Origin of the sequence: Vibrio sp. 10N.222.54.E6 (assembly GCF_041473955.1) — a bacterium.
GTDB classification, from domain to species: domain Bacteria; phylum Pseudomonadota; class Gammaproteobacteria; order Enterobacterales; family Vibrionaceae; genus Vibrio; species Vibrio tasmaniensis_A.
In genome coordinates, this window is record NZ_JBFRTD010000031.1 from 1 (window position 1) to 13,556 (window position 13,556).

Genomic DNA, 13,556 nt, shown 5'->3' on the forward strand with positions numbered 1-13,556 from the left:
GTTCGCAGAGGAAGCGGCACCATTCGGTCTTTGCCGCCTTTTCCTTCGCGTATGTGAACCCGCATCGTTTGGCTGTCGATATCGTGAACCGTAAGGTTGAGTCCTTCACCAAGGCGTAATCCCATGCTGTAAAGAGTTAAGAAGAACACTTGATAACGGGCTTGTCGCGTGTGGTTAATCAGCGAGCTGATTTGTTGCGGTGTGAGTATGTCAGGCAGTCGTTTTACCTGTGGCGGCTTGACGATATTGAGCCACTTCCACTGTTTACCCAGTGTGTAGCGATAGAAAAACTGCAAGCCATTACGATCGAGTTTAATGGTGCTCCACGAGTGGGTTTGGATAAGAGACGCAAAGAACTGTTTGAGATCGGCCGTGGTTAATGTGTCAGGAACGTGATCGAAATGAGCGGTGATCCGACGAACAGGACGAGAATAGGCATCAATGGTCGCGGGTCGTTTACCTTGCAGCTTTAGGTTGGTAAGGTGTTGTTCATAAAGGGTGTTGTAGCGTTTTAAGTCGGTGGGATTCATAAGTTACTCCTGTCAACGACCATCAGGGTGATGGTGTGACAAGAGTATGGCTTGCACTTGTTTTACTCTGCCGCGCAGCGGCTTCGTTCAACAACCTGTTTAAGACAGATTCTGTAGTTGACCCGATCTACTGGACACCTTCAATTGTAATTGGAGGTGTTTATGCCAGCTTATAAATCAGGTAAAAAACTCAACAATATCCCACGGAATTTAAGGTAATTGCCATCCGATTTTCGCTTCGAGAAGGAGCTACAGTTAAAAGCGTGGCGCTATCATTAGATATCCACCCTTATATGCTTTCTAAATGGCGAAAGGACTATCGAGAAGGGGGTATTATGGAAGATAAACGCAAGAAAAGGACTCAGATCCCGAGCCAGAAAACTGAGTCTAGTCGGATTGCAGAGCTTGAACGTCAGAACGAACAACTTAAGCTCGAGAATGACTTGTTAAAAAAATGGCAACGATTCGTTGCCCAAGAAAATCGACAAAATTCCGATTCATAGCCCATTACAAAACACGTTATTCCATAGTATTGATGTGCCGTTTTCTATCTGTTTCTAAGTCGGGTTACTACGCATGGCTTGGCAGAGAGCCAAGTCGCTATGCTCAAGAAGAGCAGGCTTTGAAGAAGCGAATAATTAAAGTGTTTTCTCAGAGTCAAGAGACCTACGGTAGTCCAAGGGTTCATGCAGAGCTTAGGCGCCAAGGAGTTTTGGTTAGCCGCAAGCGTGTGGCTCGGATCATGAGAGAGCAAGGCCTACGAGCGCGAAGTTATCGGATTTACCTAAAGATGGCCAAGCTACATCGGTTCTATCAATCGATTAAGAATATTGAAAAAGATACACCAAAACCAACGGCAGTTAATCAACAATGGTCTGGAGATCTAACGTATATAAAGCAAGGTAAACGTTGGATGTATCTAGCGGTCGTTATCGATCTTTACTCGCGTAAAATCGTCGGTTGGTCGCTTGGTAGCAAGAAGAGTACACAGCTAACGATGAGTTCGTTGAGAATGGCAATTAGAAATCGAAAGCCACAAGAGCGATTATTGTTTCATACCGACAGAGGCTCTGAATATCGAGCCCATGAAGTTCAAGCTTTACTATCAAAAAATGGAATTGTCCCGAGTATGAATCGTCCAGGTCATTGTACTGATAATGCGGAGGTGGAGTCGTTCTTTCATACGCTCAAAGGCGACATAATTAGGAAATATAGCTACGTGGCATTTTTGAACTCCCTCGAAGTAAATTCTTACTGTTTTGCATAGTAAACTAGTTGCTCTTAGCCTATTGGCTTTACAATGCCAATTAGGAGTGGATATGTTCAAGTGCCCAAACTGCGCAGAGCCCTTGACTGTGAGGGATAAGTTTAAATTCATCCCTGGCAAACTAATAAAATGCAAAAAGTGTTCTCATGAGTTAAAGCTGTTCAAGGTCTATTATTATGCTACCTTTTTTGTTGCAGCTTCGGGTAGTTCCCTTTTCGTCAATCAATTCGGACTTAACGAGTTAAATGCCGCAGGATTAACGTTTGCGTGTTGTTTTTTGTGGTTTATATGTCAACCAATTAGGAAAGCGTAGTTTTAACAAAACGACGTTTAAGACGGATTCCCAACGCTTGGCATTTTCGGATTGCTTTGAATTTAGTGTTTACGGCACGATGGTTTAGGTTTGGTGGTCAACGTTTACCCACTGCTTAACGCGGTGCTAGTTGCCGTACGCCGTATTACGTTGCTCACCACATAAGCGGCCGTCATACATCGCTAGCCAATGAGTGATAGATATATGATTTACAAATGGATTTGTGTTTTAGGATGTATAACTCTCTTGATTTACAGTTGTAGCCGAAAACAAGAAATACAAAATGGCTGCTTTCAATCGTTCTCTATATTGGCAACCGATTATTTTGGAACAAGTGAGCCTCAGGTATGGAAAATTATTGGAAAGAATGCGGGTGACGACTTCTTGCTGGATAATGAAATTTTGGGTTTTGTTGTAGACCGTGATTTTAGCTCTTATATGGAGCCACTTGCTGATAGGGAAGTGCTTAAGTTCACAGGTCGCGTATATAAGTCTTGGCCGAGTTGGCCAGAAAAACACCTTGGTGGCGGCCGCAAGAACATTCAATATGAAGTCCTTATTAACCATGGTAAGTATTTGGTTCTTGATAGAAGGTCTAGAAGTAAACACATACCATCAATTGAAAAGCGCTGTGATTTTTAACGCACAGGCGTATAACAAGCATTTGAGAGTGATTCGCAACGCTTGGCGTTTTCGCTTTGCTCAAAGTATAGCTAAGCGCCGCTCACAACTTAATGCAGCGTATACGCTTCGATGTCAATGGAAGGGAAATCGATGGAAATATCAAAGAAAGTTATTGTAATCATTACCCTTACTATTTTGCCTTTAGTATTTTTAGGTTCAAAAGTACTCACGGACACGAAACAGCGGCTGGTTGATGAAGAACTTAATCTTGTCCGTCCGATATTAGAGGGGATTGCTGAAAATTTAAAAGAGCCATATAGATTTCCTCTGGATTCACGTTCAGAATTACAGGGTTTTGCCTCATTTAATACTGCTTCTCGATTTCCTCATTTATATCATGCTGCCATAGACTATTTCGCTGAAGTTGGAGAGCCGGTATACGCTATTGCTGATGGTGTTGTAAGTTATTCTGGTTACATGAACGGTTATCCTGGCGTTGTGATTATTGATCACCCAAAAGAAAACCTTTATTCATTGTACGGTCATCTGTCATTAAAAAGCTGGTTAGTCTCAAAAGGGGCAATTAAAAAAGGGGATTTGCTTGGTTATATAGCTGACCCTTCAGAGGATTTTGGCATTGGTGTAAATGCCCATATACATTTTTCAATAAGAATGGGGTCACGTATGGAATACCCAGAAACTGGTCCCGATCGTTGGATGGGGGGATACACAACAGAACCTCCAATATTTAAAGGGTACATAGACCCTGAACAATTCATATTACTAACCAAGTCTAAATTATCACGAAACTAATCCAATACGCGTATAACAAATAATGATTGAGCGTTGCCTAGCCAACGTTAAATCCCGAGTGTAAAACAAGTCCGAAGTCACTTTATTAAGTAAATTGCACTAGCAACCAAATAACTACAAAAACAAAAAAGCGAACCAAGTGGTTCGCTTTTGTTTATCTAAAATCTACAAAAATTAGTCTTCGTAGTTATCGATACTTGGGCAAGAACAGATTAGGTTACGGTCACCGTATACGTTGTCTACACGGTTAACAGTTGGCCAGTACTTCGAGTTCTTGGTTGCTTTCGATGGGAAGCAAGCCAGTTCGCGAGAGTAAGGGCGATCCCATTCTGCGCCTGAAAGGTCAACTTGTGTGTGCGGTGCGTTCACTAGAGGGTTGTTATCTAGTGGCCATTCACCCGCTTTCACTGCTGCCATTTCGTGACGGATTGCGATCATCGCTTCACAGAAACGGTCTAACTCTTCTAAATCTTCAGATTCAGTTGGCTCTACCATTAGTGTGCCAGCTACTGGGAAAGACATAGTAGGCGCGTGGAAACCGAAGTCCATTAGACGCTTAGCGATATCTTCTTCGCTGATGCCTGTGTCTTCTTTAAGTGGACGAATATCGATAATACATTCGTGCGCTACGCGGCCGTTAGTGCCACGGTAAAGAACAGGGTAGTGAGGGCGTAGTTTCTCCATCACGTAGTTTGCGTTCAGAATTGCTACTTTCGTTGCGTCTGTTAGGCCAGGTTCGCCCATCATTGCAATGTAAGCCCAAGAGATAGGTAGAATTGAAGCACTACCTAGATCTGCTGCTGATACCGCATAGTCAGAACCTTGTACACCGTTTTCGATGTGACCTGGTAGGAAAGGTGCTAGGTGCGATTTAACGCCGATAGGACCCATACCCGGACCGCCACCACCATGTGGGATACAGAATGTTTTGTGTAGGTTCAAGTGAGATACGTCTGAACCGATGAAGCCAGGTGAAGTTAGACCTACTTGAGCGTTCATGTTCGCGCCGTCTAGGTAAACCTGACCGCCCGCTGCGTGTACTTGTTCACACACTTCTTTCACTTGCTCTTCGTATACGCCGTGCGTAGAAGGGTAAGTGATCATGATGCTTGATAGGTTGTCTTTGTGCTTCTCGATTTTTGCTGCTAGGTCTGTCATGTCGATGTTGCCATCTTCATCACACTTAACAACCACAACCTTCATTGACACCATTGATGCTGTTGCAGGGTTAGTACCGTGCGCAGAGCTTGGAATCAGACAAACGTTACGGTGAGCTTCACCGCGGCTTGCGTGGTAGCGTTGAATCGCGATTAGACCTGCGTATTCGCCAGATGCACCAGAGTTAGGCTGTAGTGAGAAATCGTCGTAACCGGTAATTTCACAAAGCTTCTCTTTAAGATCTTTCGCTAGCGCTGTGTAACCTGCTGCTTGATCAAGAGGTGCGAATGGGTGAATAGAACCAAACTCAGGCCATGTTACTGGGATCATCTCAGCAGCAGCGTTCAGCTTCATCGTACAGCTGCCCAGTGGGATCATGCCGTGCGTTAGTGAGAAGTCTTTGTTCTCAAGCTGTTTTAGGTAACGCATCATTTGCGTTTCGCTGTGGTGCGTATTGAATACTGGGTGAGTTAGGAACTCTGATTCACGACGGCAGTTTTCTGGAATTGCTGCAAACTCGTTTGATGCAATGTCAGAAGATAGTGCTTGAACGTCTTCTTTCACGTCGAAGATTGCAAACAGTGCGTTCACGTCGTCGATTGTTGTTGTTTCATCTAAGCTGATACCGATCTTACCCTTAAGAAGGCGAAGGTTGATGTCTGCGGCTTGCGCTTTTGCGTACAGTGCATCTGTCTTGTCTTCTGTGTTCAGCGTGATGGTATCAAAGAAGCTGTTGTTCGTTAGCTCGTAACCCGCTTTAGTCAGGCCAGCCGCTAGGATAGCTGTCATGTGGTGTGTACGACGAGCAATAGTACGAAGGCCTTCTGCACCGTGGTAAACCGCGTAGAAAGACGCCATGTTTGCTAGAAGTGCTTGAGCTGTACAGATGTTCGATGTCGCTTTCTCGCGGCGGATGTGTTGCTCACGAGTTTGCATTGCCATACGTAGTGCTTGGTTACCGTGAGTATCGATTGAAACACCGATTACACGACCTGGCATTGTACGCTTATGCTTTTCACGAGTACCCATGAATGCAGCGTGTGGACCGCCGTAACCCATAGGAACACCGAAACGTTGCGCGCTGCCGATTACTACGTCTGCGCCCATTTCGCCAGCTGGCTTAAGTAGAGCAGAAGCAAGTAGGTCAGTTGCAACCGTTACAAGAGTCTTGTTTGCTTGAGCTTTCGCAATGATGTCTGTTAGATCACGAACTTCGCCTGTTGTACCAGGGTATTGAACTAACGCACCAAATACGTCTTGCTCTGGAAGTGTTTCAAGAGCACCAACCATTACTTCAAAACCGATGTACTCAGCACGAGTTTTAACAACTTCTAGTGTTTGAGGATGAACATCGTCGGCAACGAAGAATACTTTGCTCTTGCTTTTACCAGCACGCTTACACAGTGTCATGGCTTCGCCAGCCGCTGTCGCTTCATCAAGAAGAGACGCGTTCGCGATTTCCATACCAGTTAAGTCCATTACCATTTGTTGGTAATTCAGTAGAGCTTCAAGGCGACCTTGAGAAATCTCTGGTTGGTATGGGGTGTAAGCTGTGTACCAGCCTGGGTTCTCTAGAACGTTACGTAAAATAACGTTTGGAGTGAATGTGTTGTAATAGCCTTGGCCAATGAAAGTACGTTTAACTTGGTTTAGGTTAGCGATCTCTTTAAGAGAGGTCAGCATGTCCATTTCGCTCAGTGGCGCAGCAAGTGTCATTGGTTTTTCAAGACGGATTTGTGCAGGAACCGTTTCGTCGATCAGTGCGTCAAGGCTAGTCGCGTTGATCGCTTCAAGCATTTTTTGCTGGTCTGCTTTATTAGGGCCGTTATGACGAGCAACAAACTCGTTTTGCGTACCCAAGTCTTTCAGTAATTGGCTTTGAAGTAATTCAGTCATGATATGTTCTACTTTCTCTCTGGAGCCGTGAGCTAGCCCCTAAAATTAAGCTGCTCCAAAGAGCAGCTTTATCGTAATGAGGTTACCTATTAGTCTTCTTCTACAGAGCTTAGGTATTCTTCCGCATCTTTAAGGTTGTTTAGTTCAGACGCATCAGACATCTTCACTTTAACAATCCAACCACCTTCATAAGGTTCTTCGTTGATTAGCTCTGGGCTATCTTCTAATTCTTCGTTGATTTCTACAATTTCGCCAGAGATTGGTGCGTAGATATCAGAAGCTGCTTTTACTGATTCAACCAGAGAGAAGCTTTCGCCAGCTTCAATTTCGTCTTCAGTGTCTGGCAGGTCAACAAACACAACGTCACCTAGTAGCTCTTGAGCGTGCTCAGAAATACCAATAGTTACAGTACCGTCACCGTTGTCTTTAACCCACTCGTGGCTGTCTGCAAACTTTAGTGTATTGTCCATTGCTTATTCTCCAAAAATTTATGAGGTTTTAATTTAAATCTAAAAATTGGTTTAACGGTAAAGAGGGAAGCGTTTGCAAAGCTCTTTAACTTGCTTGCGAACACGTTGCTCAACTTCAGCATTGCCTTCAGGGCTTTCAACTAAGCCATCAAGTACATCGCCGATCCATTCACCGATAAGTTTGAATTCTTCAGTGCCAAAACCACGACTGGTTCCAGCTGGCGTGCCTAAACGGATACCAGAAGTAATCATAGGCTTCTCTGTATCGAATGGTATGCCATTTTTGTTACATGTGATCCCTGCACGCTCTAATGCTTCTTCAGTTACGTTACCTTTCAAGCCTTTAGGGCGAAGGTCAACCAGCATTAGATGTGTGTCTGTACCGCCAGTCACAATGTCACAACCGCGAGTTTGCAACACTTCAGCAAGAACTTTTGCGTTGTCGATCACTGAATCAATATAAGTATTAAATTCTGGGCCAAGTGCTTCGCCAAACGCCACTGCTTTAGCCGCGATAACGTGCATTAGTGGGCCGCCTTGAAGGCCAGGGAACACTGCAGAGTTGATCTTTTTGTTGATGTCTTCGTGGTTCGTCAGAATCATACCGCCGCGTGGGCCACGAAGTGTTTTGTGCGTTGTTGTGGTAACAACGTGTGCATGTGGTAGTGGGCTAGGGTGAGCACCTGTCGCGATAAGACCTGCGATGTGTGCCATATCGACCATTAGGAAAGCGCCAACTTCGTCAGCAATTTCGCGGAACTTAGCGAAATCAATAACGCGTGGGATAGCACTACCACCTGCAATAATCATTTTAGGTTGACTTTCGACAGCTAAAGCGCGAACTGCTTCGTAATCGATTTCAAGTGTGTCGCGGTCTACGCCATATTGAACTGCGTTGAACCACTTACCAGACATTGCAGGACGTGCACCGTGTGTGAGGTGACCACCAGCATCTAAAGACATACCAAGGATTGTATCGCCGGGTTGAAGTAGGGCAAGTTTTACTGCACCGTTTGCTTGAGCGCCAGAGTGAGGCTGCACGTTTACGTATTCACATTTAAACAGCTGTTTAGCACGTTCAATTGCGATAGCTTCAACGGTATCTACGTGCTCACAACCACCGTAGTAGCGACGGCCTGGGTAGCCTTCTGCGTATTTGTTGGTTAGGCAAGTGCCTTGAGCTTGCATTACTGCTTTAGAAACGATGTTCTCAGAAGCAATAAGTTCGATTTGTTCGTTTTGACGAGTGTTCTCTGCTTGGATTCCAGCAAATACGGCGTCGTCAGTACCTGATAGGTTCGTAGAGAAAAAACTGTCTAAGCTGTGGTTTTGGTAAGCGTTCATTGTCGAGACCTTTCATTAAGCTAATGGTGATTGTTTTTATAGTCCATTAGGTCTTACGTTGATTTCTGCATCGGTATCGTTTGCGCTATATAGGTACAGACATACGTTGATTGCGTATTAAATATACTCTTACAGCATCTAAGCGATCGTTGTAGGGTCAATGCAGCACGAATTGGTTCCCAAAAAATCGGGTAAAAAACAGCTCTCACAAATGTTAAATCTATCATTTGCGGCAAGCCGAAGTAGCATCTCTTCATCTAACAAGTCGATAACATAGCTCCGTTAAAATCAATTTTCAACAAAAATTTCCAATAGGAAACAGATTTTCTTGTTTTGCTACGGGGAGCACGCTTTATTTCTCTGTGTGCTCTTTAATCAACAAAGCGCTTTATGCAACAATGAAATTAATAGACAGGAAGTAAAAAATTAGTGAGGGACCTATGTCAGAAGACATTTATGATGAGTACCCATCTCTAACGTTGGCGAAGGAAACGTTAGACCAGAATATTGAACCACTTAGGCTTGGCCAGCGCATTAAAGACATTCGCGGTAAGCTAGGGATCACGCTAGAAGAGGCAAGCCAAAGAACAGGCTTGGCGCGTTCTACGCTCAGTAAAATAGAGAACGAACAGATCTCTCCGACCTTTCAAGCGATGCAGAAATTGGCTATGGGGTTGCAGATAGATATGCCGCAACTCTTTGAGCCACCAAGAAAAAAAGTCGCTACAGGACGTCGTGATTTAACCAAAGTAGGCCAAGGTAAACCACACCCAACACCCACTTATGAACACGAATTGCTTGCCACAGAGCTCTCTAATAAGAAGATGATGCCGTTTAAGAGTCGGGTGAGAGCTCGTACTTTTGAAGAGTATAACGATTGGGTGCGCCACGATGGTGAAGAGTTCTTAATGATCATCTCGGGTGATGTGATGTTCTACTCAGAATTCTACGAACCCGTGCCAATGAGTGAAGGCGATAGCATGTATTACGATGCGAATATGGGTCATATGCTGATTTCAACTAGTGCTGAAGATGCGCTCATTCTGTGGGTGACTGCAAAATAACTGTAGGTCACTGCAAAATAAGCTAACAAGTTTTGAATTTCTTATAGTGGATGCAAACGTTTGCTTTTGTTTTGAACGTTAGCTAATAGACGCGATATTGATGCGAAAATCATCAATATCGCGTTTTTGTATGTACCGAACAATTGTTTTTAAATTGTTAAATGTCACATTTTGAGCTGTTTGACTATTGTTAAGGGTGTAAAACTGACGCAGGCTTGTTTATTATAGTGAACATGGTTTACTCATGCTGATTGAAGTTTACTGAAGTGAATTCTTAGAAAGTGAGTTGTATGGGTTTTGTACAGTTATTCATAATTTATAGAGCCAACGATATAAGCCTATATAAAGGACATCACTTTTTACTATCTACTGTTTCTAACGTTAACCAGTATCGTTAGAGGCGACTCTAAATAGAGATATAAGCGGCAGACTCGATTTTGGACAGCCTGCAACGCTTCATGGAGAATAAAATGACTCAAGAACACGCTAATCAAGACCTACTAACAACACCACTGCATGCGCTTCACGTTGAAGAGGGTGCAAAGATGGTTCCTTTCGCTGGCTACGATATGCCAGTCCAGTACCCACTTGGTGTAAAGAAAGAGCATTTACATACTCGTGATGCAGCTGGTCTTTTTGATGTTTCTCACATGGGGCAACTTCGTCTACATGGTGCAAACGCAGCTGCTGTCTTAGAATCTTTGGTTCCTGTAGATATTATTGACCTTCCTTCTGGTAAGCAGCGCTATGCGTTCTTTACTAACGAGCAGGGCGGCATTATGGATGACCTGATGGTTGCTAATTTAGGCGACCACCTATTTGTTGTTGTGAATGCAGCTTGTAAGACACAAGATATCGACCATCTAACGGCGCACCTTCCAGCTGACGTCGAAATGGAAGTGATTGATGACCGCGCTCTATTAGCCCTTCAAGGCCCTAAAGCGTCTGAAGTTCTTGCTCGTTTCCAACCTAGCGTTGCAGACATGTTGTTCATGGACGTTCAAAAAGTCGATATCGATGGCGTTGAATGCATCGTGAGCCGCAGTGGTTACACGGGGGAAGATGGCTACGAGATCTCTGTTCCTAACGATCACGCTGAAGCATTGGCACGCAAGCTAACTTCAGAAGCGGAAGTTGAGTGGATTGGCCTTGGTGCTCGTGACTCACTTCGTCTTGAGTGTGGTCTATGTCTATATGGTCATGATCTAGACACAACGACAACGCCAGTAGAAGCTAGCCTTCTATGGGGTATTCAAAAAGTACGTCGTACAGGCGGTGAACGTGCAGGCGGCTTCCCTGGCGCTGATATCATTCTTGAGCAAATCGCAACGAAAGATGTTCAACGTAAGCGTGTTGGTCTTGTTGGTCAAACTAAAGCACCAGTACGTGAAGGTGCTGAATTGTTCGATGCTGAAGACAACAAGATTGGCGTTGTAACAAGCGGTACTGCTGGCCCTAACGCAGGCAAGCCTGTTTCTATGGCTTATGTTCGTACTGACTTAGCGGTAATTGGCACTGAAGTATTCGCTGAAGTTCGTGGTAAGAAATTACCTATGACAGTAGAAAAAATGCCATTCGTACCTCAACGTTACTACCGTGGCTAATCTATTTTAAGAGAAACTATTGAGCTAAACAAAGCCTACTGTTTGCTTCTCTGTGTAGAGAAGTTCAACGGTAGGCTTTTGGGTTTTAAGCCCATCTCCCTTTTTATGAACGTATCTAATTTTAAGAGCGTATAACTTTCTATATCGCTACAAGCGCGGCGACCTGAAAGTTCGTTTTTTTAAAACGAGACATATGGCTATATCATTAAAATTGCTTACTATAATATTAGTCGTAACGTGTTATGGTGACGATTCATCATTTTTGTAAATAAGTAGTAAGGGTTACAAGGAGTTATCTATGAATGTTAACCATACAATGAGTCCGGTTCGTAAAGCCGTTTTAGGGCTGTTAGCTCCATTGATTTACACATCAAGTGTTATGGCGACGGAAAACTCGGTCGAAAGTGCTCCTAATGTCGGTGTTTCACCTTATATCGTTAACGGTAGCAACGCTTCAGTCACCAATTTCCCATCAATGGCGAGCTTGTTTATCGATCGTATTGATTACGATGGGGTTTACTCAACGGGCTCATATTGTGGTGCAACGATTCTTGACCCAAGCCATGTTTTGACTGCTGCGCACTGTATTTATGGTGATGAGGAAGGACAGTTGTTTACTGTCGTTGTTCCTCAGATAGAAGATACCTCTCAATTCCCTAAGGGTAATATCCAGAAAGCGCGCGTTTCTGAGGTCTATTACCCTAGTGATTACTCGGATGAAATCAGCGACTTTTTGCGCAATGATGTTGCTATTCTCAAGCTAGAAAGTGCACTCAATGTTGATTCGATCAACGATGTTGTGAAGCGTCCATCAAATGAAACTTATCGTAATGCGGCGAGTGATTTTGTGGCCGTTGGTCATGGTAATACACGTACAGGCTTTGACGGAACCACCTTATTACAGAAAGTAACTCTGGCTTACGTAGATAACACAACGTGCAAGAACGCATTTACAGGTAAGGACAACCCAAATCCTCCTCTAACTGGTAAACAAATTTGTTTCACAGGTGATTTCAACATTTTCACTAGTTTATATGGCAGTACCTGCCAAGGAGACTCTGGTGGTCCAGTTTACTGGAAAGATGGTTCTGATTATCGACAAGTCGGTATTACTAGCTTTGGTCCTGCAACCTGTGGTGGTAGTTCTATCGTAACGTCCGTATTTACTGAAATCTACGATTATAAAGATTGGATCGATAGCGTGATCGCGGGTACAGAAACTGCTAAATTTGTTTCAACACACGCTAAGAGATCTGCGTACTCCGGCTTGAAGAAGAAGCCCGTTACAAGCTCTGGTAGCAGTGGTGGGAGTGTATCATTTGGCTTGCTAGGTATGTTGATGTTGTTTTCTGGCTTTAGAGCGTTTAATCGCTTTAGAAAATAGCTTTACGTTAAACACCCTGTTTTTGAGTAAGTCGACGCTTTAACAAGCGACAGCGTCGACTTAGTTATTTCGGTGTACTATCGATTCAAACTTGCTGATAAGCCTGCTTATTGATTTTCGCCTTCCTGCTATACCTTTCGATAATTTCATCCATTTGCTTTATTGCATCGTTGATATTTTGAATACCACCTTGTACAACACCTTTCTCGCTTTGGTTCAATGCAGAAAAAGCCTGTTTTAATTCTTTATCTTCTAGCATATTTCCGTGTAACAGCACTTCTTTGTAAGTCAGTAATCTCTGCTGTACCGCAATAATTTCATTACGGGTATCTTCTGATTCTAAAGCCTGTTGTATGCAAGGAAATGCCAATTTATAGAGATTCGCAATTTCCAATTTCACGCTATCATTATTCGCAATTTGCAATTTTTCTTATTTCCTAGCTCTGATAATTCAAACTTATCTACCCGCGAGTTAACGCCGTTGTAAGTGTGAAAGTCCATGAAACGTAACGTTTTTATCGGCCGAATAATATGCCTTTAATCGCTTATGTAAACTGTTCTAAGTCAATATGGTCTGCTTCTTGCTGAAATTAGGTCATAACTGTCTATTCTGGAGGTGCTTATGTCACAAGAACCTATAGTCATTGCGCTGATTGAGCGTAGGAAGCTAGGCAATTGGTCTCAAGAAAAATTAGCGGCTAGCGCAGGAATGAGCTTGAAAACCTATCAACGAATTGAGCGCGGAGAGGCTGATATCAAAATGTCTCAGTATCGTTCGATCACGAGAACTTTGAAAGTGACGGACTTGGATGTCGTACTCGACGTTGTAGGATCGTCTGAAGCAGCAGCGGAAGATGTAGCTGCTGCTAGTCGTTTGTTAACCAGTGAAGAGCGAATGCTGTTGATTAAACTGATTTTGTCGGTCAAAAAACAGAAGTAGCGTTTTGTTCCAATAGATATTTTCTAATCAATAGTGTTTTAAATACGTAGCCTCAAACAACCAGTCTTCGAATAAATTGTCTACGAATAAATAATGTCAGGTATCGTCTTTTGTCCAGCTAGTTAGAGCTAAAATGATTGTTTCATGGT

Annotated in this window: 11 protein-coding genes and 1 pseudogene; 7 read left to right on the plus strand and 5 right to left on the minus strand. The window is 43.5% G+C overall.

Annotated elements, in window-relative coordinates; genetic code table 11:
* On the minus strand, positions 1-530 hold a 530-nt coding region (locus tag AB4513_RS17455; protein WP_372193214.1), incomplete at its 3' end, for a tyrosine-type recombinase/integrase.
* Positions 531-692: 162 nt separating this feature from the next.
* On the opposite strand from AB4513_RS17455, the pseudogene AB4513_RS17460 reads away from it, so the two are divergent.
* The 3 genes and pseudogenes from AB4513_RS17460 to AB4513_RS17470 all read left to right on the plus strand — a co-directional run.
* Positions 693-1,749, plus strand: a pseudogene (locus AB4513_RS17460) (IS3 family transposase); the annotation flags it as partial.
* Positions 1,750-2,314: 565 nt separating this feature from the next.
* Positions 2,315-2,752: a hypothetical protein gene (locus AB4513_RS17465; RefSeq protein ID WP_017097967.1), complete on the plus strand. Its 438-nt coding sequence runs from the start codon at positions 2,315-2,317 to the stop codon at positions 2,750-2,752.
* A 132-nt stretch (positions 2,753-2,884) separates the two neighbouring features.
* The gene (locus tag AB4513_RS17470) at positions 2,885-3,547 is read left to right on the plus strand and encodes a M23 family metallopeptidase (protein ID WP_029223951.1); all 663 of its coding nucleotides are present in this window, start codon (positions 2,885-2,887) and stop codon (positions 3,545-3,547) included.
* Positions 3,548-3,721: 174 nt separating this feature from the next.
* Here AB4513_RS17470 and gcvP read toward each other — a convergent pair whose 3' ends face one another.
* From gcvP to AB4513_RS17485, 3 genes are all read right to left on the minus strand, one after another.
* A complete protein-coding gene (gene gcvP, locus AB4513_RS17475) occupies positions 3,722-6,601 on the minus strand; it encodes an aminomethyl-transferring glycine dehydrogenase (protein ID WP_102257708.1) in 2,880 nt (959 codons plus the stop codon).
* An 89-nt stretch (positions 6,602-6,690) separates the two neighbouring features.
* The gene (gcvH, locus tag AB4513_RS17480) at positions 6,691-7,071 is read right to left on the minus strand and encodes a glycine cleavage system protein GcvH (RefSeq protein WP_009845137.1); all 381 of its coding nucleotides are present in this window, start codon (positions 7,069-7,071) and stop codon (positions 6,691-6,693) included.
* Positions 7,072-7,122: 51 nt separating this feature from the next.
* Positions 7,123-8,415: a serine hydroxymethyltransferase gene (locus AB4513_RS17485; RefSeq protein ID WP_102257709.1), complete on the minus strand. Its 1,293-nt coding sequence runs from the start codon at positions 8,413-8,415 to the stop codon at positions 7,123-7,125.
* Positions 8,416-8,855: 440 nt separating this feature from the next.
* Here AB4513_RS17485 and AB4513_RS17490 point away from each other — a divergent pair, with 440 nt between their 5' ends.
* The 3 genes from AB4513_RS17490 (at position 8,856) to AB4513_RS17500 (ending at position 12,467) form a co-directional block, all read left to right on the plus strand.
* Complete coding sequence (locus AB4513_RS17490) at positions 8,856-9,479, plus strand: helix-turn-helix domain-containing protein (RefSeq protein ID WP_012600696.1); 624 nt, start codon at positions 8,856-8,858, stop codon at positions 9,477-9,479.
* Between the two features lie 470 nt (positions 9,480-9,949).
* Positions 9,950-11,083 (plus strand): glycine cleavage system aminomethyltransferase GcvT, encoded by a 1,134-nt coding sequence (gene gcvT / locus AB4513_RS17495; protein ID WP_102257710.1) that lies wholly within the window; start codon positions 9,950-9,952, stop codon positions 11,081-11,083.
* Between the two features lie 298 nt (positions 11,084-11,381).
* Entirely contained in the window at positions 11,382-12,467 is a 1,086-nt protein-coding gene (locus AB4513_RS17500; RefSeq protein WP_102257711.1) for a trypsin-like serine protease, read from the plus strand.
* A gap of 85 nt (positions 12,468-12,552) precedes the next feature.
* Here the strand turns inward: AB4513_RS17500 and AB4513_RS17505 are convergent, their stop codons facing one another.
* Complete coding sequence (locus tag AB4513_RS17505) at positions 12,553-12,891, minus strand: hypothetical protein (protein WP_102257712.1); 339 nt, start codon at positions 12,889-12,891, stop codon at positions 12,553-12,555.
* Positions 12,892-13,089: 198 nt separating this feature from the next.
* Here AB4513_RS17505 and AB4513_RS17510 point away from each other — a divergent pair, with 198 nt between their 5' ends.
* The gene (locus AB4513_RS17510) at positions 13,090-13,407 is read left to right on the plus strand and encodes a helix-turn-helix domain-containing protein (RefSeq protein WP_102257713.1); all 318 of its coding nucleotides are present in this window, start codon (positions 13,090-13,092) and stop codon (positions 13,405-13,407) included.
* The last annotated feature ends 149 nt before the right edge of the window (positions 13,408-13,556 follow it).